The organism is Streptomyces sp. 6N223, assembly GCF_052246635.1.
Classification (GTDB): domain Bacteria; phylum Actinomycetota; class Actinomycetes; order Streptomycetales; family Streptomycetaceae; genus Streptomyces.
Genome location: NZ_JBQQCA010000003.1, coordinates 17,495 through 39,905 on the forward strand (window position 1 = coordinate 17,495; position 22,411 = coordinate 39,905).

Below are 22,411 nucleotides of genomic sequence, written 5' to 3' on the forward strand. Positions count from 1 at the left end.
AGGCATGAAGGGAGAGGTGACATGAGCGGCACGGGCGTGACACACGGCAGACCGGCCGTCGCGGTGATCGGCATCGCCACGAGATTCCCGCAGGCGGATTCCCTCGCCGCCTTCCGGGCGAACCTGCGGGCGGGGAGGGACTCGGTGCGTCCGATCCCGCCGGAACGGATCCGGAGCACAGGGCTCGATCCCCGGCAGGACTATCCGGAGCAGGGCTACCTGGAGCGGATCGACCTCTTCGACCACGAGTTCTTCGGGCTGTCCCGGCGCGAGGCGGAGGTGACCGACCCGCAGCACCGGCTGGCACTCCAGCTCACCCAGGAGGCGCTGGAGAACGCCGGATACGCCCCGTCCGGGCTCCGGGACAGCCAGACAGCGGTGATCTTCAGCTCGCCGAACAACGGCTACGCGCCCCTGGTGCGCGAGCGCGGCACGCTCAGCCTGAACGGGAACATCCCCTGTGCCCTGCCCGCCAGGATCTCCCACCTCTTCGGTTTCACCGGCCCTTGCTACGGCGTGGACACCGGCTGCAACGGCTCACTCGTCGCCGTCCACCAGGCATGCCGTGAACTCGGCGACGGCGACGCGGACCACGCCGTCGTGGGCGGGGTGAGCCTGCGCCACATCGTGCCGCCGGCGGCCACTGTGGCCGACTTCCCCGGTGTCGCCTCGCCCACCGCCCGGTCCCGCGCGTTCGACCGTGCCGCGGACGGCGCGGGCTGGGGCGAGGGCGGCGCGGTGGTGGTCCTCACCACGCTGGAACGGGCGCTGGCGGAGGGTGCGTTCATCCACGCCGTGATCCGCGGCAGCGCCGTGGTGCACAACGGCCGGCACTCCGCGACCATCAGCACACCGAGCGCCCGCTCGCAGGCGCAGGTCATCACCAAGGCGTGGCGCAACGCCTCGCTGGACCTGGCGACCGCCGGATACATCGAGACACACGGCTCGGGCACCCGCCTCGGCGACGCGGTCGAGGCCGAGGGCCTGGCCCTCGCCCGTCCCGACGGCGACCGCACGGTGAAGGTCGGCTCGGTCAAGACCAACATCGGGCACCTGGACCACGCCGCGGGAATCGCCGGGCTGGTCAAGGCCATACTCAGCGTGCACCACGGCGAGCTGTATCCCTCGCTGCACTTCGAGGAGCCCGCCGACGAGGTCGACCTCGAAGGCGCCCGCCTCGAGGTCGTCACCTCGCTCGAGCAGTGGGGCGACGAGACACGCCGGGCGGGCGTGAGCTCGTTCAGCCTCGGCGGCGTCAACGCGCACTGCGTGGTGGAGCAGCCCCCGGTGCCCCCGGCGACCGCCCCGGTACGCCCCGCCGTCCGCACCCCGCAGCTGGTCGCGGTGTCCGCCCGCAGCAAGGAGGACCTGCTGTCCCAGTGCGAGCGGCTGTCGCTCTCACTGCGCCACAGCGCCCACCCGCTGGCCGACGTCGCGCGCACGCTGAACGAGGGCAGGGACCACCACCCCTACCGTGCGTCCGTGGTCGCCCGGGACACCTCCGAGCTCGCGGCACGCCTGGCCGCCGAGGTCACCTGGCGTCGGCCCGAGGCGGCCTGCACCGTCGCCATGGCCGTACCTCGGGTGGTCTTCCTGCTCTCCGGGGACGCCGCACCCGGCGAGCCGGGCGATCCGCTGCCGGAGGAGTTGCCGGACGAGCTGCCCGCGCCGGCCGACAGCGTCGCGATGGTCGGCGGACAGCTCGCGACGTACCGGCGGCTGGTCCGGGCCGGCGTCTCGCCGGACGGGCTGATGAGTTCGGGGATCTCCCGCTACAGCGCACGGTACCTGCGGGGCGATCTCAGCGCCGAGGACACCGCCACGCTGCGGCGAGCACGCAGCGGGCAGGACCCCGCGGTGGCGGGCACCCCGCTGCGGGTGGAGCAGCTCCACGCGGCGGCGGACGAGCAACTCGCCGACGGCCCCGTGGTGTTCGTCGAGCTGGCGTCCCGTGGCGAGATCAGCGACCGGTTGGCGGCCCACCTCCGCGACCGCGCGGACGCCCGCGTGCTCTGTCTGCGGCCCGGTGCCGCCGATGCCGACGCCGACGCCGCCGTCCTGGAGCTGCTGGGCAGGTTGTACGAGTTGGGCGTCAGCCTCGACTGGCCGGCGCTGCGGGCCCACCCGTCGGCGGGCCGGGTTCCGCTGCCGGGACATCCGTTCACCGGCGTTCCCTGCTGGGCCGCGCCACTGGATGAGGTGCCGCCCTCCGAGCCCGCTGCTCCCGCTCCCGCTCCCGTTCCGGCACCGGCACCGGCACCGGCACCGGCAGCCGAGGAGCCGGAGCCGGTCCCCGCACCCGGCGAGCAACGGCCCGAAGAGTCCGGGACCGTACTGGACTGGCTGCGGGAGACCCTCGTCGAGCTGCTGCACGCGGATGAGGTCCCGGCCGACGCGGACTACTTCGCCATCAACGGCAACTCCGTCATCGCTCTCCAGCTCCTTGATCGGGTACGAGAGCAGCACGGAGTCCAGCTCAAGATGGCGGACATCTACGACCACCCCGTCGTCAGCGCGCTCGCGGACGTCATTCACGACCGGGCGCCGCACGCGCCCACGCCGACGGCCCCGGTCGTCCCCGAGGCGCCCGACGCCGCGTTGCCGCCGATCGTCCCGGGCGGGGAGCCGGTGCTGTCGTACGGGCAGGAGCGCATGTGGTTCCACCACCAGCTCGACCCGACGACCACGCTCTACAACCTCCCCGGAGCCCGCCGGTACCGCGGCCCCCTGGACGTCGAGACGTTCAGGCTCGCCTGGGAGGACCTGGCGCGGCGCCACGAGGTGCTGCGGTCCAATTTCGTCGAGGCCGACGGCAAACCCGGGCTGGTGATCCGGCCCGAACTGGGCGACTTCTTCACGTACCTCGACGTCTCGGGCGAGGATGCCCCTCAGGCCGCGGCGGGCGCGGTCATCACCTCCGCCATGCGCTGGGTCTTCGACATCGCCCACGAGCCGCTCGTGCGGGTGACCGTCGTGCGGATCGGCGATGACGACCACATCGTCTGCTGGTGCATGCACCATGCGGTGAACGACGGCTGGGCTCCGCAGATCCAGATGCGGGACCTGCTGGAGTTCTATACGGCCCGCCTGGAGAACCGTGCCCCCGACGTCGAGCCGCTGCCGGTGCAGTACGCGGACTACGCGCGGTGGCAGCGGGAGCTGATGGCCGACTCCCGCCTTGACGGTGAACTGAGCTACTGGCGCGAACGGCTGAGCGACCCGCCCGCGCTGGAGCTGCCCACCGACCGGCCGCGCCCCGACCGTATGGACTTCGCGGGTGCGACCCACGGGTTCACCATCCCGGGCGCACTGGTGCGGCGGCTGCGCGAGGTGGGCGCGCGGGAGAAGGCCACGCTGTTCATGGTGCTGCTCACCGGGCTCAACGTGCTGCTCGCGCGCTGGTCGGGCCAGCGGGACATCGTCGTCGGCACCCCGACCATCGGCCGTAACCGGCCCGAACTGTGGGAGCTTCTCGGCTTCTTCAACAACACCATCGCACTGCGCTCGGACCTGTCGGGTGACCCGGGCTTCCGCGAGCTGCTGCGCCAGGTGCGCGGGGTGGTGCTCGGCGGGCTCGACCACCAGGAGATCCCGTTCGACGCGGTCGTGCGCGAGGTCGCGGCCGACCGTGATCCGAGCCGTAACCCGGTCTTCGACGTGATGTACGTGCACCAGACGCTGCCACCGGCCGCCGCCTTCGGCGAGACCGTCCTCGGACCGACGCACGACCCGGAGATCAGCCCGCACTTCCCCGGGCTGCCCCCGGGCACCGCCAAGTTCGACATCACGATGGTCGTCGGCGAGCTGGCGGACGAGGACGAGCTCGTGGTCATGATGGAGTACGCGACGCAGCTCTTCGACGCCGACACGATCTCCGCCCTGTGCGAGGCGTACATAGAGCTGCTGCACGCCGTCGCGGACAACCAGGACACGTGCTTCGGCGAACTCCCCGGCGGCCCTCCCCCGGGGTCTGCCCCGGTGGTCCCGGTGGCCGCCCCCGTCGTCAGCGGCGTCGAGCTGCGCGGCGAGGTGCGGCTCCCCGCGCTGCGCACGGCGCTGGAGGACCTGGCGAAGCGGCACGAGGTGTTGCGTGCCAGGACCGTCGGAGCCGTGGGGCACGGCTCGCTGCTCGGCGACGGCTTCCTCACCACCGCGGACGTCTCCGGCGAGAGCGTGCCCCTGTTCACAGCGTGGCAGATCGCCCAGGCCGAGGCCGCACTCGTACTCGATCCGGCATCGGGTCGCCGGCTCCACGCGCTCCTCGCGACGACGGGCCCGGCCCGGCACGTCCTGCTGGTGACCACCCACCGGCAGGCCTACGACGGCGGTCAGCCGGAGGTGCTCTTCCGGGACCTGCTGGGGCTCTACGGCGCCCGCCTGGACGGACGCCGGGCCGAGCTGCCCGCGCTGTCCGGCGAGCACACCGAGCCCCGGGCAGGCTCCCAGCGGGAGGCCCACCTCGCCTACTGGGCACGGACCTTGACGGGACTGGCCCACAGCGCGCCGCCGCTGGACCGGGCCCGGCCCGCCGGCGGCACCCGCGTCACCGCCACCCTCGGGTCCCGGATTCCCGACGACCTCGCCCACGCGGTGGGCCGTTCCGGGGCCAGGGAGAGCGTGCTGGCGGCCGTCGCCGCCCTGCTCGCCCTGCACACGGAGGCGGACGAGGCGCTCATCGGGCTGACCGGCACGGCGCTTCCCCTCTCGGCGGCCCGCACGCGGGTGGGCCCCTTCGCGCCGAGCCTGCCGCTGCGTCTGGACCTGGCCGACGACCCGTCCTTCGAGGAGCTCACCGACCGGGTGCGGCACGCCATCACCGGCGCGGAACAGCACCGGGATGTGCCGCTCGCCGACATCGTGCGCGCGGCCGGACTGCCCGGCGAGCCCGGCAGGGCACCGCTGTTCGATGTGGCGTACACCTACCAGGCGCTGCCGGCGGCACTCGGCTCGGCGGCCGGGGTGGAGGCGGCCCCCCTGCGGTACCCCGGCATGGACGCGGGACGGCTCACGCTGCCGCCCTGCCGCAGCGAGCTGGACCTCTTCTGGTGTGTCGTCGAAGGGCCGGGGCGGGACGAGCTGTCCGTCTCGTTGGACTACCGCACCGAGCTCTTCGACGCGTCGACTGCCCGCGCTCTCGTCGAGGGACTGCTCACGATGCTGCGTGCGGCCAGCCGCACCCCCGGTGCACCGCTGTCCAGCCTGTGGCCCATCCGCACGACGACCAGCGCAAGCACAGCTGCCGACTGACGCGGCTCGGACAACGAAGGAGACCTGCACAGTGGGCGACGACAAGACAGACGTTCAGCAGACCGCGCAGACCGCGCAGACCGCGCAGACCGCGCAGACCGCGCAGACCGTTCCGGCCGGGTCACGGGTGGGCATCGTCGGCGCGGGCACGATGGGGATCGGTGTGGCGCAGTGCTTCGCCGAAGCCGGCCGCCCCGTGGTCGTCGTCGACAACGACCCCGGGGCGCTGGCTTCGGGACCGGCCCGGCTCCGCGCCGGGATCAGGACGGCCACGCTGCTGCGCCGGCAGTCCGGGGTGCCGGCGCAGGCGGGCGCGCCCGCACCCCGCGCCGAGTCCCTCGTGACCTGGTCCGCCGGGCTCGCCGACATGGCCGCCGCTGAACTGGTGGTGGAGTGCGCCCGGGAGGACGAGGACATCAAGGAGGGGATCCTCCGCGAGCTGGACCGGGTCTGCGGGGCCGAGGCGATCTTCGCGTCCAACACCTCGTGCATCCCGGTCAGTCGCCTCGGGTCCTTCACCGGCCGCCCCGACCGGGTCATCGGCACCCACTTCATGAACCCGGCGCCGCTCAAGGACGCGGTGGAGGTCATCCGCGCCCCGGAGACCAGCGATGTCACCCTGGAGCGTACGAAAGGCTTCCTCGCCCGCATCGGAAAGCACGCGCTCGTGGTGCGCGACGCCCCCGGCTTCGTCACGAACCGGGTGCTGATGCTGACGCTCAACGAGGCGGCCGCCGTGCTGGGCGAGGGAACCGCCGACGCCGAGACCGTGGACCGCGTTTTCCAGGACTGCTTCGGTCACCCCATGGGGCCGTTGCGCACGGCCGACCTCATCGGTCTCGACACCATCGCCGACTCGCTGGAGGTGCTGCGCCGGCACACCGGCGAGGACCGCTTCCGGCCCTGCCCCCTGCTGGCCCGTCTCGTCGCCGAAGGCAACGTGGGACGCAAGTCGGGCAGTGGTTTCTACCAGTACGCGCAGTACTCGCCACAGCACCTCACCGCGCGGGGAGGGACCGGCCATGGCTGACCGCCAGGCCGTCGGCCACACCGCCCAGCTCGTGGAGATCCACGGCGAGCTGGACCTCACCACGCTGGGCAGGGCGGTCGCCCAGGTCGTGGCCGAGGCCGCCGCACTGCGGGACGGCCTGCCGCTGCCCGTGGTGGACCTGAGCACGGAGGCGGACCCTCCCCCAGGCCCCGGGGGCCTGGGAGGTGCCCCCAGGGACGCGGCCGAGGCGTGGGCACGCGCGGCGCTCGAGCGGGGCGGCGAGGAGACCGGACAGCCCTCGTCCACCCAGGCGTTACTGCGGCTCGGCCCGGACCGCCACCACTGGTTCCACCGGCACCACCGGGCCGTCGTCGACCGCTTCGGCTGTGCGCTGATCACCCGTCGGGTCTCCGAGGTGTACACGGCGCTCGCCGAGGGCCGCCCGGCCGCTGACGGCGCCCTGGCCACCCGGGCCCAGCTGGCCTCGGCGGCGGCCGGGTACGCCGGATCTCCCGCGCAGGAAGCCGACCGCGCCTACTGGCGCCGGCGGCTCGCCGACCTCCCCGAGCCGGTGACCTTAGCGTCTTCCCCCAGGCCCTTGGGGGCCTGGGAGGTGCCCCCATCGGCCCGGGACGCCGACGCCGACGGGCTGCGGGCACCGGTGAACTCCCGCCCGGTGACGCTCGGCACCACCGACACGGAAGCCGTGCGTGCCATCGCCCGCTACGGCGGTGTGCCGGTGAGGGCGGTGCTGTCCGCCGCCGTGGCGGCCTACGCCCACCGGCTGAGCGGCGCCACGGACGTGGTGATCGGCATGCCGGTGGACGGCCGGCCGAGCCGGGTCAGCCGGCGTATCCCGGACGCCAGCGAGAGCATCGTGCCGCTCCGGCTGACGGTACGGTCCGGCGCCAGCTTCGCCGAACTCGTCCGCGACGTCGCCCGGGAGTCGCGCGAGGCGGTCAGGCACCAGCGGCTGGCGCCCTGCGATCGGCCGCGGCTGTTCGGGCCGATCGCCGACATCCGCGCCCCCCGCGCCCCCGTGCGGTTCGGTGAGCTGTCCGCGGTGGTCCACGACCTGGCGCCCGACCCGGTCCACGACGTGCGCGTCGTACTCGACGACGACCCCGCGGACCAGCGGCTGCGGGTCGTCTTCAGCGGCGCGTCGGACCGCTATTCCGCCGCCGAACTCGACGCGCACGCCAGGCGTTTCCGGCGTCTGCTGTCCCTGGCCGTGGCCGCCCCGGGGCGCCCGCTGGGCACCTTCGACCTGCTGGCGGCGGACGAGCGAACGGCCGTTCACTCCTGGACGAGCGGCACGGAGGGCTCCGGAGCACCCGGCGGCCGAACGCTCACCGACCTGCTGGAGAGCGCCGCCCGAAGCCACCCCGACGCGGTCGCCGTCATCGGCGCCGACGACAAGCTCACCTACGCGGAACTCCACGAGCGTGCCAACCGGCTGGCCCGGCTCCTGCTCGACCGGGGTGCCGGACCGGAGTCGGTCGTCGGGCTGCTGCTCCCCCGGTCCGCCGGGACACTCGTGGCGATGCTCGCGGTGCTCAAGACGGGCGCCGCGTACCTGCCGCTCGACCCCGGTTACCCGGCCGAGCGGCTCCGCTTCATGGTCAAGGACGCGGAACCCGTCTGCGTGCTGACCGACACCGCCATCGACTCGTACGTCGCGAGCGGGTCGACCACGACCATCCGGCTCGACGACCCCGCCATCGCCGGGGAGTTGGAGCGCTTCTCACCCACGGCACCGTCCGACGCCGACCGCCCCGAGCCGCTGCGGCCCTCGCATCCCGCGTACGTCATCTACACCTCGGGCTCCACTGGTACGCCCAAGGGGGTCGTGGTGCCGCACCGTGGCGTGGTCGCGCTGGTGGACTGGGCGGCCGCCGAGTTCGGCGCCGAGTCGTTGGCACACACGCTGACGGCGACCTCCTTCAGCTTCGACGTGTCGGTGGCCGAGATCTTCCCCGCGCTGGCGGGCGGCGGCAGCGTCGAGGTGGTCGGCAGTCTCCTGTCGCTGCTCGACGGCGATCCGCCGAGCTGGTCGGGCGGTCTGCTGTGCGCCATCCCCTCCGTGTTCTCCACGCTGATGGAGACCGGCGGTCTCGAGGTGTCGGCCACGACGCTCTCGATGGCCGGTGAGGCACTCCCCGCCTCCCTCGCCGCGCGGATCCGGGAGATCCTGCCCGGCACCCGGCTGCTCAACGCGTACGGGCCCACCGAAGCCACCGTCTACGCCACCGCGGCCGCCGTCCCTGCCCCTGCTGTGCCGGAGGGCGCACCGCCCATCGGACGGCCGCTGGGCCACGTACGCGCCTATGTGCTCGACAGCTCACTCCAGCAGGTGGAGGCCGGCCGCCAGGGCGAGTTGTACCTGGCGGGAGACGGCCTTGCCCGGGGATATCTGCGCCGGCCCGGCCTGACCGCGGAGCGTTTCGTCGCCGACCCCTTCGGCCCGCCCGGCGAGCGGATGTACCGGACCGGTGATCTGGCCCGTTGGCGCCCCGACGGCCTGCTCGACTTCCTCGGCCGTGCGGACGCCCAGGTCAAGGTCAACGGCTTCCGCATCGAACTCGGCGAGGTGGAGGCGGTGCTCGCCCGGCACCCCGCCGTCACCGAGGTCATGGCCTGTGTCCGGAGGGGGAGGAGTGGCGACGACGCCCGGCTCGTGGCCTACCTCGTGCCCGCGGAGGGAGCCCGCGTCCCCGGCCGCCACGCGCTGCGGGACTGGGCGGCCGAGCGGCTGCCGGCACATCTGGTCCCGGCCGAGCTGAAGGCCGCCACCGCGCTGCCGCGTACGGGCAGCGGCAAGCTCGACCGCGAGAAGCCGCCGACGGGCGTACGGCCGCTGGACGCCGATCTGCCGGTCGCACAGGAACCGCTGGAGGCCGACGCGCGGGAGGAGCAGGTGGCGCGGGCGTTCCGCGAGGTGCTCCGGCTTCCCGAAGTCGCCACGGACGTCAGCTTCTTCGACCTCGGCGGCGACAGTGTCATGTCGATCCAGCTGCTGAGCCGACTGCGCCGGGTGGGTCTCGTCCTCACACCGCAGGACGTCCTCGAGCACAAGACGGTCAGGGCACTGGCCCGGGTCGGCGCCGGAGAGGTCCCGCTGACCGAAGCGGCCGCCGAGTCCCCGGGCACGCGCGTGTTGCCGCGGGAGACGTCCGACAGCGGCATCGGAGTCCTGTTGCCGCTGCGGGAGTCGGGCGACGATGCGCCGCTGTTCTGCGTGCACCCGGCGGCGGGCTTCTCCTGGTGCTACGCGGGGCTCACCTCGCCGCTCGGCACCGATCGGCCGGTGTACGGCCTGCAGGCCCGGGGCCTGGACGGCACCGAAGCTCTGCCGGCGTCCCTGCGGGAGATGGCGGCGGACTACCTGGACCATGTCAGGTCCGTCCAGCCCACGGGCCCCTACCACCTCCTCGGCTGGTCCTTCGGCGGGGTGGTCGCCCACGAGATGGCGGTGCGGCTGGAGGAGAGCGGCGAGTCGGTGGAGACGCTGGCGCTGCTGGATGCCTACCCCATGGGCGCGAACGTCGGGGACGCCGACGCCGACGCCGCGGCCTCGGCCGAGGCCGCACCGGGTTCGGTCGCCGGCCGGGACGTCCTCGCGATGCTCCTGGAGCACTTCGGCTACGACCCCTCCCTGTGGGCGGGCGAGTCGCTGACGTATCCGCGGCTCGTGGAGATCACCCGTGCGCGGGAGGGGCTGCTGGCCTCGTTCGACGAGCAGCGGATCGCCGCGCTGGCCCGGACCTTCACCAACAACGCGCGCCTCGCCGGCCTGCACAAGCCTCGCCCGTTCGGCGGGAACGCCGTGATGTTCACCGCGCGGGACCACTCGCCCGGGACCGCGCTCGGCCTGTGGCGCCCGCTGATCAAGGGCTCGCTCGAGGTCCTGCCGGTCGACTGCACACACATGGAGATGGGACGCCCCGCCGCGCTCGGCGAGGTCGGCCGCGTCCTCGTCGGACAGTGGGCCGCCACGGCACCACAGAAGGGGTCGGTGAACACTCCGTGAGGAACGAGCCAGAGCGTGTGCACTCGGCGGATCACCCGTCGATGCCGCTCACCACGCTGCAGCACGGGATCTGGCTGGCGCAGCAGCTGGCGCCTCCGGGCCGGTACCACCTGGCGAGTGCGTTCGAGATCGCCGGAGATCTCGATCCGGAGCTGTACGAGGCGGCCTTCCGGTTCGCCGTCACGGAGACCGAGCCGTTCAGGTCCCGGTTCGCCGTCACGGCCTCCGGGGAGCCGAGGCAAGGGGCCGGCGCCCTCCCCGCCTGGCACGTACCGGTCGTCGACGTCCAGCGGGAACCCGCACCGATGGCCGCCGCGCTGGACTGGATGCGGGCGGACATCCCCCGCCCGCTCGACCTGGAGAACGGTCCGGCGTTCAGGACCGCGTTCCTGCGCCTGGCCGAGGACCGGGTCTGCTGGTATCTGCTCGTCCACCACCTGGTGGTGGACGGCTTCGGCCTGGCGCTGTTCGCCCGACGGCTCGGCGAGATCTACGCGGCGCTGGAGCGCGGCGAGTCCCCGCGGCCCGGCCACCAGGTGCCGTTGGACACCCTGCTCAACGCCGAGCGGGCCTACCGCTCCACGCCCGACTTCGAGGCCGATCGTGAGTTCTGGACGGCGAGGATGGCCGGCTGGCCGGGAGCCGTCCGGCCGGGTATGTCCCGGCCCGCCGCACCCGGCCGGACGGGCGGGGCACCGGTGCGCGGTGCGTCAAGGATGCCCGAGGACCGGGTGGCCGCCCTCCGCGCACGCGCACGCGAACTCGATGTCCCCTGGACGGTGCTGGCGACCGCCTCCGCCGTCCTGCTGGACCATGCCCGCAGCGGCGGGGGCGATGAGGTCGTCGTGGGGTTCCCGGTCGCCGGCCGCACCCCCAAGACGGCGGGCGCCGTGACCGGCGCGGCGTCGAACGTGCTCCCGCTGCGGGTACCGGTCGACCTGCGCCGGCCGGCCGCCGAACTGATCCGGACCGTCGGCGAGGCGACCGCCCTCGCCCTCGACCACCAGCGCTACCGGCACGAGGACCTCCGCCGTGACCTCGGCTTCACCGGGTCCGCGCACCCGCCGTACCAACTGACCGCGAACATCGTTCCCTTCAGCTTCGGCCGCGGTTTCGCCGGGCGGCCGATGACCCTCAGACAGCTCAACACCGGCGCGGGGGAGGACCTCTCCGTCGTGATCAGGCCGGAACGCGGCCGGGCCGGCCTGATGGTGGAAGCGCACGCCGAGGCCGGGCGGTACGAGCCGGAGGAGGTCGCCGCCGAGGCCGCCCGCTGCGTACGCCTGCTCGACCAGCTGATCGACGAGCCCCGGCGCCCCGTCGGAGAGCTGGATCTGCTGTCACCGGAAGAGCGCAGGCTGCTCGTACCGCGCGTCGGCACACCCGCACCCCCCTCGTCCCGCTCGCCCCGTACACTCCCCGAGCTGTTCGAACACTGGGCCGCGCACACTCCTCACGCCCCGGCGGTCGGCCACGGCGACCGGCAGCTCACCTACGCCGAGCTCAACGCGCGCGCCAATCGGCTGGCCAGGACGCTGATCCGGCGCGGTGCGGGACCCGAACGCACCGTCGCCGTCCTGCTCCCCCGCTCCGAGGACCTGGTCACCGCGATCCTGGCGGTGTCCAAGACCGGCGCGGCCTACCTCCCGCTCGACACGGAATGGCCGCCGGAGCACACGGAGCGGATCCTTGCCGACGCCCAGCCGGTATGCGTTCTCTCCGAACTCTCCGAAGCTGCCGCGACCGCGTCGGCGACCGCGTCGGCGACGAGCGACGCCAACCTGACCGACGCGGACCGCACGGGGCCGCTGACGCCCGACCATGCCGCATATGTCATCTACACCTCCGGATCCACCGGCCGCCCCAAGGGCGTGGTGGTCCCGCACCGCGGTCCGGTGGCGCTGTTGCGGGAGGGAGCCGCCGAGTACGGCTTCGGCCCCGACGACACCTGGACGATGTTCCACTCCTGTGCCTTCGACTTCTCCGTGTGGGAGATGTGGGGCGCCCTCGCGCACGGTGGCCGGCTGGTGGTCGTCCCCCGCGAGGTGACCCGCTCCCCCCGCGCCCTTCTCGACCTGCTGGTGCGGGAGCGTGTGACGGTGCTCAATCAGACGCCCTCCGCCTTCCGGTCGCTCGACCAGGCCGACGCGGAAGAGCGGGAGCAGGGAAGGGAGTTGGCCCTGCGCTGGGTCCTCTTCTGTGGTGAGGCGCTCTCCCCCGCCGTCGTGCGTTCCTGGTACGGGCGGCACCAGGACTCCGCGCCCGTCCTGGTCAACACGTACGGCATCACCGAGACCGCGGTCCTCTCGACCCGGGCCGAGCTGGACCGCGACCACGGTTCGGGGCAGGTCGTCCCGATCGGCAAGGCCATCGCCGGCACCCGGCTGTACGTCCTGGACAACCGGCTGCGCCCGGTGCCCCCCGGGGTGGCCGGTGAGCTGTATGTCGCGGGTTCCGGTGTCGCCAGGGGCTATCTGCACCGATCCGCGTTGACGGCGCAGCGCTTCGTGGCCAACCCCTTCGGCCCCGCCGGGTCGCGGCTGTACCGCTCGGGCGACCTCGTACGCGCCCGCCCGGACGGCTCACTGGAGTACCTCGCCCGGGCGGACGACCAGGTCAAGATCCGTGGCTTCCGGATCGAACCGGCCGAGATCGAGGCGGCGCTGCTGGCCGCCCCCGGCGTGGCGGGCGGCGCCGTGCTGGCGAGCTCCGGCGTTCCGCACGGTCCGGGCCAGGGGGCCGACGGGGCCGCGCGGTTGGTGGCCTACGTGGTTCCCACCCGCGAGGCGGCGGCGGACGATCCCGAGCCGGCTCTCGCCCGGCTGCGGGAATGGCTGCGCGAGCGGCTTCCGGCGCACCAGGTCCCGTCCCTGTTCGTCCCGCTCGACAGGCTGCCGCTCAGCCCCAACGGGAAGCTGGACCGGGCGGCGCTCCCTTCCCCCCACGCCCGCGCGCACACGCCGTCACGCGCCCCGGGCACGCCGCTGGAAGCCGAACTGGCCAGGCTGTACGCCGACCTGCTCGCCGTGGAACAGGTGGGCGCCGACGACGACTTCTTCGACCTCGGGGGCGACAGCCTGCGGGCGACGCGGCTGGTCACCATGGTGCGCCGGGCCGGCCTCGGCGCCCGGGCGGAGCTGGATGTCAGGGACGTCTTCCTCCACCCGACCGTCGCCGGGCTCGCCGCTCATCTGGGGAACACGGCTCATCCGGGCGACACCTCCGTGGCGTCGGCGCCCCGACCCGTCCCTCGGCTCCCGCTGGCCGGGGACCGCGGCGCCGAGCCGGTCCCGCTCTCCTTCGGCCAACGGCGCTTCTGGTTCCTGTACAGGCTCGCCGGCCCCGACAGCACGTACAACGTTCCCCTGGTGCTGCGCTTGGACGGCGAGCTGGACCAGGAGGCGCTCCGTGCCGCGCTGGGCGACCTCACGGCGCGGCACGAAACCCTGCGCACCCTCGTACAGCAGCGGGACGGCCAGGCGGTCCAGCACATCCTGCCGGCCACGGCCGCGCGCCCGGTACTCACCGTCGAACCCGTCGCCCCGGACCAGCTGCCGGACGCGTTGCACGCCGCGGCCGGCCGCCCCTTCCGCCTTGAGAGCGAACTCCCCCTGCGCGCGGTCCTTTTCACCACAGAGAGCACCACAGAGACCTCGCACAGGCAGACGTTGCTGCTGCTGCTCCACCACATCGCCTGCGACAACGCCTCGCTGCGGCGGCTGCTGGACGACCTCGGCACCGCGTACCGGGCCCACGTCACCGGTGACGCCCCGGACTGGTCGCCGTTACCCACTCAGTACGCCGACTTCACCCTGTGGCAGCGCGAACTGCTCGGCACCGACGACGAGCCCAGCGCCCTGCGGTCCGGTCAACTCGCCTACTGGAACAAGGCCTTGGCCGGTCTGCCGGAACGCATCCCGCTCCCCACCGACCGAACGGAGCGGGCGCCGTCCGGGCGCCCGGCGCACGCCGCCGGCGACACGGTGGCTTTCACCGTCCCCGCCCACGTACACCGGCAGCTCCTTCAGGTGGCGGCGGCCGAGCAGGCCAGCCTCTTCATGGTGGCGCACGCCGGACTGGCCGCGCTGCTCACCCGCCTCGGCGCGGGTACGGACATCCCGATCGGGACGGCGGTGTCCGACCGCGCGGACGCGGAGCTCGACGGCCTCGTCGGCTTCTTCGTGAACACGCTCGCACTGCGCACCGACACCTCGGGGGAGCCGACCTTCCGTGAGCTGCTCGGCAGGGTCACGCAGGCCGATCTGGCGGCCTTCGCCCACCAGGATGTGCCCTTCGACCTGGTCGTGGAGGCGCAGGGGCCACGGCGGGCGGCGAACGGGCAGGCCGTGTTCGGCCGGGCCTTGTTCCAGGTGATGCTGGTGCTCACTCGATCCTTCCCGGAAGGGCTCGAACTGCCGGGCGCGTCCGCCACGGTGGACATCGCCGGCAGGGGTTCCGCCGGGTTCGACCTGACCTTCGGCCTGTTCGAGCGGCGGGACGCCGACGGCGGCTGCCGCGGGCTCGACTGCGTCGTCGAATACCGGACCGAGCTGTTCGACCGGTCCACCGTCGAGTCCCTCTGCACCCGCTTCACGCGGCTGCTGCGTACGGTTGGCGCCACCCCGGACATCCCGGTCCACGACATCGACCTGTGAGGGCACGGTCAGCCCGGCGGTGAGCCCGCAGGGTCCTTCACGGGCTCATCCACGGGTTCTGCCAGCGGCTCGGCTTCTTGTAGACCAGGCCCAGCTTTTCCGCCGCGTCCTTGCTTGCGCCGATCATCTCCGCGACGGACTTCGGATCCGTGTTCCTCATCGACTCGATGATCTCGGCCGCGAGGGTGTCCGGGGCCCGGCCCTGTACATCGACCACGAGGCCGAACTGCAGGGAAGGGTCCTCGAAGGAGTCCCTGCGAGCCGGGTAGGTGAATGTCAGGCGCGCAGCGTCGAAGTCCTTCAGCCAGGCTGTGCACCATCCAGGCGCACAGTCCCACCGACCCAGGATCGCCGGGTCCGCGTGGAGCCGGTCGGCCACCAGCCGGGCCAGTGTCCGGGCCGGCCACTCCCAACTGTGGTCCCGCTCGGCTCGGGCGACCTCCCGGTCGTACTCCACCGCGTCGAACCGGACCTCCCGCGGCGGATCGCCCCGCATCGAGGATCGCCAGTCCTTCCAGACCACCTCTTCCCCGTCGCGCACGATCGTGACGTAGAGCCCGCCGCAGCACCCTTCGGTGCAGTACGCCTCGGCGAGCATGACGTCCCTCGGTTCGCTCGTGGCTCGAAGCCGCCCGTTGTGGACCAGCCGCTCGGGGCTCTCGGCGGGACCCTTGTCGAACGCGGCCGCGACGACCGGCATACCGTCGATCACGATCCTGGCCTCCACTTGAGGGAAGCCGACCGGATTCGGATCGGGTACCACGACCCGGATCGCGAACCTTCCTTCCGGTATGTCGTTCCGGGACGCCTCGCTGAGGATCCACGCGGCGCGCCGGGCCTCGACCGGATCGTCGGAACAGGCACCGCGGCGCAGCATCTCGACCCACGGCCGGGAGGACAGCACGTGGCTGATCTGGTTGATGAGGCCTTGGCGAAGTCCGCCGGCCGTCGGGGCCGCCGGCCCTGTGCACAGGTCCTGGACGACCATGGTCAGCAGGGCGGCTCGCTGCAACGTCGCCGGTCGCCGGTCGGCGAGAGCGACCCACCGTTGATAGACGATCGCGGCTTCCTGATACCGGCTGATCTCGGACTGGTAGTTGCGCGTACTGGTCATCGCGAGCAGGAGGTTGCCGACCTGGTCCCAGAGGACGTCGTCTGCCGTCGGCTGGCCGAGCATGTCCGCCAGCCCATGCCCCTCGGCGATCTGCCGCGCGAGGTCGCTGGACAGCAGGTCCCTGGGTGTCGACAGCACCCACTGGCGCACGATCGGATCCGCATGCGCCCTCAGCGCCCGGACAGCGAGAACCCGCGGATAGCGTCGTGACCGTTCAGCGAGCCAGATGAGGTCGTGCGCCGCACCCGGAACCTTCGCGAGCGCCTCCGTGGCGAGCTGGTCAGCGAAGTGCAGCAGCCCCACCGTCTCGATGGCCGGGACGTCGCGCTGTTCGGCATGGCCGCACAGCAGACCGAGGCCGACGAGTACCGCGCGCCGATCCCAGCCGCTCCTGACGAGCCACCGGGCCGCGTCAAGGACCCGTTGCGAAGGTTCGGGTGCGAGCTCGCGCAGGACTCGGGTGACGTCCCTGGTGGTGACCGCCAGGCGGGTGCACCGGTCATGGAGGTCCACCGGCGACAGGGCCGGATCGCCGATGAACTCCCGCAGTACGGCGGTCAGGGCGATCCTGCGTTCGGGCAACATCGGCAAGGTACGAGTAGCGCGGCGACCAGGAACGCCTCTTCGGCGCTCAATGAGCGAACGACATCTTTTCAGTCGAGGACCGCGGTGGCTTCGATCTCGACCAGGTGGTCGGGGACGTCCAGTGCCGCAACGCCGATCAGCGTGGCCGGCGGGGTCGGGGTGACCCCCAGCTTCGCGGCTGCGCGGGAGATCCCTTCCAGGAGCGCGGGCATCTTGTCGGGGGTCCAGTCGACGACGTAGAAGGTCAGCTTCGCCACGTCGTCGAAGGAGCCGCCGATCTCGGCCAGGGCGGCGCCGACGTTGAGGTAGCTCTGCTCGACCTGGGCGGTGAGGTCACCTTCCCCGATCGTGACTCCCTCGGCGTTCCATGCGACCTGCCCGGCGATGAAGACCATCCTCGATCCGGATGCGATCGACACCTGCTGGTAGACGTCGATCTTGGGCAATGCGTTGGGGTTTACAAAGGTGATGGCCATGATGCCTGTCTCCTCGTCCTGAGCGCCGGTGGGCTCGCGTCCGCGACGCCCAAGACACTCGTTGGTCTCTTGTGGTTACTCAGACACTATAGGAGAGTTGTCGCTGACGTGGAAGAACGCACTTTTCAGTGACTGGAGAACCTTGTGGTGACCAAGCGGTTCTCGAGCGCATGGCGCGGTGGAGGGGCAGCACCGACACTGGCTGGACAGCGTGAGTCGCGCCGCGTTGGCGGCTACTGCCGACCTCTGGGGCCATAGCTGCTGCACGACCGGGTGGATCCGACGGTGTCGAGCGGCCTCCGGCCCATGTCATTTCTGATTACTTAACGCCAACAAGCTCCGCTGATGGCTGGAGGTTGAGCCTGCCGACAGCCTCGGACACGTCCTGGGGCCAGAGCCACAGCCGATAGACCGGGTCGACATGGAAATAGTCTTCGGGTCCGTGAAGCACTCGGTTTCGCATATCAACGCAATACCGTTCCCGCCAGGAGAACTCGTCGCCGGCACCGAAATGGTGGCCCTCCACCTTCTTCTTCGTGATCCGGTGGAGCTTCTCCATCGCACGGTATTCGTATGCCAGGAGAGTAGTGGCACTGTTCCAGATGCCGCGCCGCTCCCTCATTGCCTTTTCGCCGGCGGCCAGGAAGAGGGGAAGGTCGAGTTCGCCCGGGATCGAGGGGTAGATGATGAACGGCGCCGCCCATCCGGCGGCGACGAGGTCGAGGTTGAAGGTGGACCGCTGCTCCCGGGGCAGGGTGGCTCGCTCCTTCGCCGAGTAGTTGGGAGCGATGTAGGCCAGCAGGCGGTGGTTGTCGTCGAACGGCCTGTCGGCGACGCGAATGAAGAGATTCCGTGGCCGGCCTCCGTCGGGGCGGGCCAGCCGGGTCTCGATGTTGTGCTTGGCGAACGTCGAGGCGTCGGTGCCCTGCTGGAAGTGCTGGCTGGCGGCGCGCCCCGTTTCGAGTTTCGGGACAAGGAACTCGGCGAGAGCCGGGGAGATGGGGGCGAGCCCGCGACGCATCCAGTCCGCCAACTGCGAGAACTGCTCGTCGATGACCGCCGCGCGCTCGGCAGATCCGGCGGTGACCTCCGGAGTGTCGACGGAGAGCATACGGATCGGCATCCGGATGGCAGGAGTGTCGCCGTCGTGCACGTCCTCCAGTGAGCGGGAGCCCAGCGTCGGCATGCTGGCCCCGGCAGGCGACCAGAAGATCTGTACGGGATCGATCACGACCAACCTCCTTGTCGTTGTCCGGCATTTTCTGCCGGGAGTCCGAAGAGTGGTTTTCCTGTCAGTTCCTGCCAGGGTCATGCGCTCGCGGCAGGTCGGCAACCGGAACGGCGGAACGTCTGGAACGGTTCAGGTCGCGGGATCAGGTCCCGTTGGGCATGGTGGAGACATGCCGAAGAAATGGATGCCACAGGCCATCAAGGCGGATCTCGGCGATCACGCCCCGTGTGATCCGGCGTTTCCGGCGAAGGCGATTGCGCATATCACGGCGGACGAGGAGGATGCCACCGCGGAAGCGCCGATGGATCTCGTGCCCTTCGCCACGCTCAAGAGCTTCTTCACCCATGGCGGAAGGGGCCTGGCGCCGCACATCCTGTGGGACCCCTTCAACGGCGAGTTCGCCCAGTTCTTCCCCGCCACCTCCCGCAGCAAAGGGCTCGACGACCGGCCCGGCGGTACCCGCACCAATCGCGCCGGCGAGGTCGTCATCCAGATCGAGGCTCTGTTCTTCCCGCACTGCCGCCTCAACGGCACGGTCTTCGCCAGGCTGACCGACACCCCGTGCAAGGGCTGGAGCGAACTCAACGCGTGGGTGCGCTCCTGGGGTGTGCAGGACACCTGGCCCATGGGTCGTCCGACGGATTTCACCTCGGACCGCTCGCCAAGCGTCTGGAAGTCCCGCGGCGGCTGGTACGCGCACGCCCATGTCCCGGAGAACAACCACGTCGACCCGGGGTCCTGGCCCGCGTTCGTGCAGGAGCAGCCGAGCGAGCCGGTGGGGTGAGGCTGTCAGGGGCAGCCCCGGAACGTCCGGGTGCTGTGCGGAGTGGCTGCGTTCAGCGCCATGACGCATGCGCGCGGGCCGACGGCGTGACCCGACTCCTGGCAGGTCAGGGCGCAGCGCGGCCGTAATGGCCGCCTCGGATGCGGATGTAGTGCTGGTCGCGTGTGTCGATGGCCGCGGCCAGGATCAGCAGGTCGGACGCGCCGCGCTCCGGATTGTGCTCGTAGGCCGGCGCGTAGCCGTCGTCCTCGGCGTGGCCCGCGGCACCGCGACGCGACGGGACGGAGGACGGGACGAAGAAGCGCTCCGGCGAAGGCCGCGCGGGCCGGAAGCCACCCGCCGAGCGCGCCCCCCGGCCCGCCCACGGCGGAGATCCCCGCGCCGCGCAGGATGGTGGCGCCAGGCCCGCTCTCCGGGGTGGTCGCACCGCCGCCGGGCGGCCGGGATGCTCGGCGACGTCCGGGCCGCACGCCCTCAGGGATGGGCGGCGCGGTAGACGGTGAGGGCGTGCTGCGCCATGGGGCGGCGCTGGTTGAACACTCGTTGGACGCGCGGGTCCGAGCGGGGCAGCCTGGAGCCGCCCTGGATGATGGCCCCCGGAATCTCGTAGTTGTACACGACCTCGTCGCAGGCGTCGTTGACCTTCACCGCGGGCCGCCGGAGAACGGCCCGCACGCCGCCGAAGCTGGACTTGAGCTCATCCGCCAGGTAGTCGATCTGGTGGTCCATGTCGAAGACCGCGCGGGACCCGAGGGCGTCGCCGTTGAACGGGTGGGTGAACAGCCCGGCGCGCCGGGGGCGGGCCGTCCACTGCGCCAGGCCGATGCCAGGACGGGCGGGCCCGACGTGCTGGGCCGCGTTCCGGTTCATGATGGCCTTCGCGGTGTGGTCGACCACGACGCCGTCGAAGTTCTTCGACCGCATGGGGGTGCTCTCGGCGCTTCCCTCGACGCGGGTGGGGATCACTCCGGACTCGGCCACGAGATTGCCCACGAGCCCCGCCACCCCTTTCACGGGATACTCGTAGTGGTCCACCAGGCGCTCCATCACGTAGAGAATGCGCCGGTCGAGACCGAGTCGCTCCCAGTGCCGGTCCTTCACTGTGTCGCTCATGATTCTCCGATCAGGGTCTGGACTGGTCCCCCCCGGGGGTGAGCCTTCCGTCCCCGCGATGGCCCCTCGGCTCGCCTCCCGGGTTTCCGCACGTGGCCCCGATAACCAGGTGAGGGGCCGGCCATCTGGGTTCGGCATCGTCCAGGCCGGGTTGTGGTCCCCTCGCATCGTCCGCCGCCATCTGTCCCGCGCGGATGATCCGCTCGACGACGGAGCGGAGCAGGCCGGTGATCTTGGTGGACCAGGCCGCGTCGTCTGGCGTCCGGCCGGCAAGACGGCCTAGGGAACGGCATGCAGCACGAGCACCGCGATGTCGTCTTCCACCGGATCCGGGCCGAAGTCGTGGGTCGCTCTGCGCACCCGTTCGGCTACCGCCATCGCCCCCATCCCCACGCAGCCGCGCAGGATCGCGGACAGTCCGTCGTCGTCGTCGAGCAGCCGCTCCCCGCTGCGCCGCTCGGTCACGCCGTCGGTCACGCACAGCAACGTCTCGCCGGGCGCCAGACAGAAGTCCTGGGAGGTGAATGTCGTGTGCTCGTCGATGCCGAGCAGCATCTGGGGGCGCACCACCGGCGTCACCGTGCCGTCCACGGCCAGTCGCAGCGGCAGCGGATGGCCGGCGCTGGCCAGGGTGCAGTGGGCGCCGCCGGCGTCCTCCTCGGGAACGAGTTCCCCGTACACCAGGCTCAGGAAGCGCGGCTGGACGACCTCGCCGCCCACGCTCGCCGACTCGGCCGCGTCCTCCGCCATCACCGCGTTCACCCAGCCCAGCACCGAGCCGACGCCGTGGCCCTCGCGCGCCAGCAGCCGGACCAGGTGACGGCTGAGGCCGGTGACCGACATCGCCTCCGGGTCCTTGCCCTGCACGTCACCGAGCAGGAAGCACCAGCGGCCGTCGTCCACCGGGAACAGGTCGTAGAAGTCGCCGCCGACGGTCTGGCCGCTGCCGTGCGGCTCGTAGACGATGGCCGACTCCACGCCCGGCAGGGTGGCCAGCGACTGGGGGAGCTGGCGGCGCTGGAGCGCCCGGTTGATGCTGGCCTGGCGGGTGTAGATGCGCGCGGTGACCACCGCCTGGGCCACCCGGCGCGCCACGTCCTCCACGGTTCGCGCCATGGCGTCGGTGACCCCGGGTGACTCCGACCGGCCGATCACCAGGTGGCCCAGGCAGTCACCGTGCGACACCAGGGAGAACGCCAGCGCCGAGCCGCCGCTGGTCCCCGCTCCCTCGGGCCACGGCCACGACACGCCGACGGTGCCCAGGCTGGGGACCGGCGGGTCCGGCTCGAGCGCCGTCCGCAGCGCGGCGACGCGGCGCTCGTCGGCGTGCCAGACGCGCGAGAGGCGCATCCCGCCGCGCTCCGTGGTCAGCCACACCGCACACCAGTCGGCCAGCCGGGGCACCAGAAGCTGGCCCGCCAGCGCGGCGATCATGTCTTCGTCGAGCTGCCCGGCGAGCAGCTCGCTGGCCTCGGCCAGGAATGTGCCGCCGCTCGTGACCTGGCCACTCGACGGCCGTGCCGTCCTCCCGGCCCGGGCGCCGCCGGGCGGCTCCCCGAGCTCGGCCGCCCAGCGGGCCGCCCCCTCCACGACCGCCGCCGCGGCCTCGTCCGGCGGCCCGGCCGGGCCCGGCGGTTCCTCGGTGACGTCCACGTGGAACCACACGACCTTCTCGGCGTGCCGGTACGTCACGCCCCACGACTCGGCGAGAGCGTTCACGATCTCAAGGCCCAGGCCCCAGCCGCCGCGTCGGCCATCACCGGGCACCCGGGCGGCGGGCTGCCGGTCCACCACCTCGACCAGCACGCCGCTGAGCCGGGCGGCCTCCGGCGGCGGGGTGGCGCGGGGCGGCCCGGGGGGCGAGTGGGCGACCTCGGTCTGGCACCGCACCTCGGTCTCGGTGCCGGCGTGCATGAAGGCGTTGCTGGTCAGCTCGCTGACGAGGAGGGCCGCGTCGTCGCTGAGCCGGTCGGTGGCCGGTCCGGTGGAGGAGGTGGAAAGGGCTCGCTCGGCGATCACCGCGCGCACGAAGGCACGCGCCCGGGACGGCGTCGCGCGGCTCACCGGCAGGCTGCCGCTCGATCCGGATCTGCCCTGGTCGCTGCATGCGGGGTGCACCGATGTCTCCCCCTTCGGGAATCGACATAAATAACTATAATTGCGACGAATAGGACGTCGAATCGGG

General features: G+C 72.2%; 10 protein-coding genes. 5 read left to right on the forward strand and 5 right to left on the reverse strand.

What is annotated here, in order from left to right; translation table 11 throughout:
• Nucleotides 1-21: 21 nt before the first annotated feature.
• Genes ACTWQH_RS03100 through ACTWQH_RS03115 form a run of 4 tightly spaced genes read left to right on the forward strand, consistent with a single transcriptional unit; the run spans nucleotide 22 to nucleotide 14,923 of the window.
• Nucleotides 22-5,247 carry a condensation domain-containing protein gene (locus ACTWQH_RS03100; protein ID WP_443284715.1) on the forward strand — a complete coding sequence of 1,742 codons (5,226 nt, stop codon included), beginning with the start codon at nucleotides 22-24 and terminating at the stop codon, nucleotides 5,245-5,247.
• A 31-nt stretch (nucleotides 5,248-5,278) separates the two neighbouring features.
• Complete coding sequence (locus tag ACTWQH_RS03105; protein WP_443284716.1) at nucleotides 5,279-6,277, forward strand: 3-hydroxyacyl-CoA dehydrogenase family protein; 999 nt, start codon at nucleotides 5,279-5,281, stop codon at nucleotides 6,275-6,277.
• Complete coding sequence (locus tag ACTWQH_RS03110; RefSeq protein ID WP_443284717.1) at nucleotides 6,270-10,268, forward strand: amino acid adenylation domain-containing protein; 3,999 nt, start codon at nucleotides 6,270-6,272, stop codon at nucleotides 10,266-10,268. The genes ACTWQH_RS03105 and ACTWQH_RS03110 overlap by 8 nt, the downstream gene beginning before the upstream one ends.
• A 41-nt stretch (nucleotides 10,269-10,309) precedes the next feature.
• The gene (locus tag ACTWQH_RS03115; protein WP_443284718.1) at nucleotides 10,310-14,923 is read left to right on the forward strand and encodes an amino acid adenylation domain-containing protein; all 4,614 of its coding nucleotides are present in this window, start codon (nucleotides 10,310-10,312) and stop codon (nucleotides 14,921-14,923) included.
• A 37-nt stretch (nucleotides 14,924-14,960) separates the two neighbouring features.
• Here the strand turns inward: ACTWQH_RS03115 and ACTWQH_RS03120 are convergent, their stop codons facing one another.
• The 3 genes from ACTWQH_RS03120 to ACTWQH_RS03130 form a co-directional block, all read right to left on the reverse strand.
• Nucleotides 14,961-16,628 carry a hypothetical protein gene (locus ACTWQH_RS03120; RefSeq protein ID WP_443284719.1) on the reverse strand — a complete coding sequence of 556 codons (1,668 nt, stop codon included), beginning with the start codon at nucleotides 16,626-16,628 and terminating at the stop codon, nucleotides 14,961-14,963.
• Nucleotides 16,629-16,690: 62 nt separating this feature from the next.
• Nucleotides 16,691-17,098: a RidA family protein gene (locus ACTWQH_RS03125; RefSeq protein ID WP_443284720.1), complete on the reverse strand. Its 408-nt coding sequence runs from the start codon at nucleotides 17,096-17,098 to the stop codon at nucleotides 16,691-16,693.
• A 319-nt stretch (nucleotides 17,099-17,417) separates the two neighbouring features.
• Nucleotides 17,418-18,329, reverse strand: coding sequence for a thermonuclease family protein (locus tag ACTWQH_RS03130; protein WP_443284721.1), 912 nt, complete (start codon nucleotides 18,327-18,329; stop codon nucleotides 17,418-17,420).
• A 169-nt stretch (nucleotides 18,330-18,498) separates the two neighbouring features.
• On the opposite strand from ACTWQH_RS03130, the gene ACTWQH_RS03135 reads away from it, so the two are divergent.
• The gene (locus tag ACTWQH_RS03135; RefSeq protein WP_443284722.1) at nucleotides 18,499-19,113 is read left to right on the forward strand and encodes a hypothetical protein; all 615 of its coding nucleotides are present in this window, start codon (nucleotides 18,499-18,501) and stop codon (nucleotides 19,111-19,113) included.
• 474 nt (nucleotides 19,114-19,587) lie between these two features.
• Here ACTWQH_RS03135 and ACTWQH_RS03140 read toward each other — a convergent pair whose 3' ends face one another.
• Nucleotides 19,588-20,226 carry a phage tail tip lysozyme gene (locus ACTWQH_RS03140; protein ID WP_443284723.1) on the reverse strand — a complete coding sequence of 213 codons (639 nt, stop codon included), beginning with the start codon at nucleotides 20,224-20,226 and terminating at the stop codon, nucleotides 19,588-19,590.
• A 279-nt stretch (nucleotides 20,227-20,505) separates the two neighbouring features.
• Nucleotides 20,506-22,344: a SpoIIE family protein phosphatase gene (locus ACTWQH_RS03145; protein ID WP_443284724.1), complete on the reverse strand. Its 1,839-nt coding sequence runs from the start codon at nucleotides 22,342-22,344 to the stop codon at nucleotides 20,506-20,508.
• Nucleotides 22,345-22,411 lie beyond the last annotated feature (67 nt).

Coding starts and splice junctions, on each gene's coding strand:
- ACTWQH_RS03125 (WP_443284720.1), bottom strand. CDS start 17,098: ATGGCCATCACCTTTGTAAACCCCAACGCATTGCCCAAGATCGACGTC.
- ACTWQH_RS03115 (WP_443284718.1), top strand. CDS start 10,310: ATGCCGCTCACCACGCTGCAGCACGGGATCTGGCTGGCGCAGCAGCTG.
- ACTWQH_RS03110 (WP_443284717.1), top strand. CDS start 6,270: ATGGCTGACCGCCAGGCCGTCGGCCACACCGCCCAGCTCGTGGAGATC.
- ACTWQH_RS03100 (WP_443284715.1), top strand. CDS start 22: ATGAGCGGCACGGGCGTGACACACGGCAGACCGGCCGTCGCGGTGATC.
- ACTWQH_RS03140 (WP_443284723.1), bottom strand. CDS start 20,226: ATGAGCGACACAGTGAAGGACCGGCACTGGGAGCGACTCGGTCTCGAC.
- ACTWQH_RS03135 (WP_443284722.1), top strand. CDS start 18,499: ATGCCGAAGAAATGGATGCCACAGGCCATCAAGGCGGATCTCGGCGAT.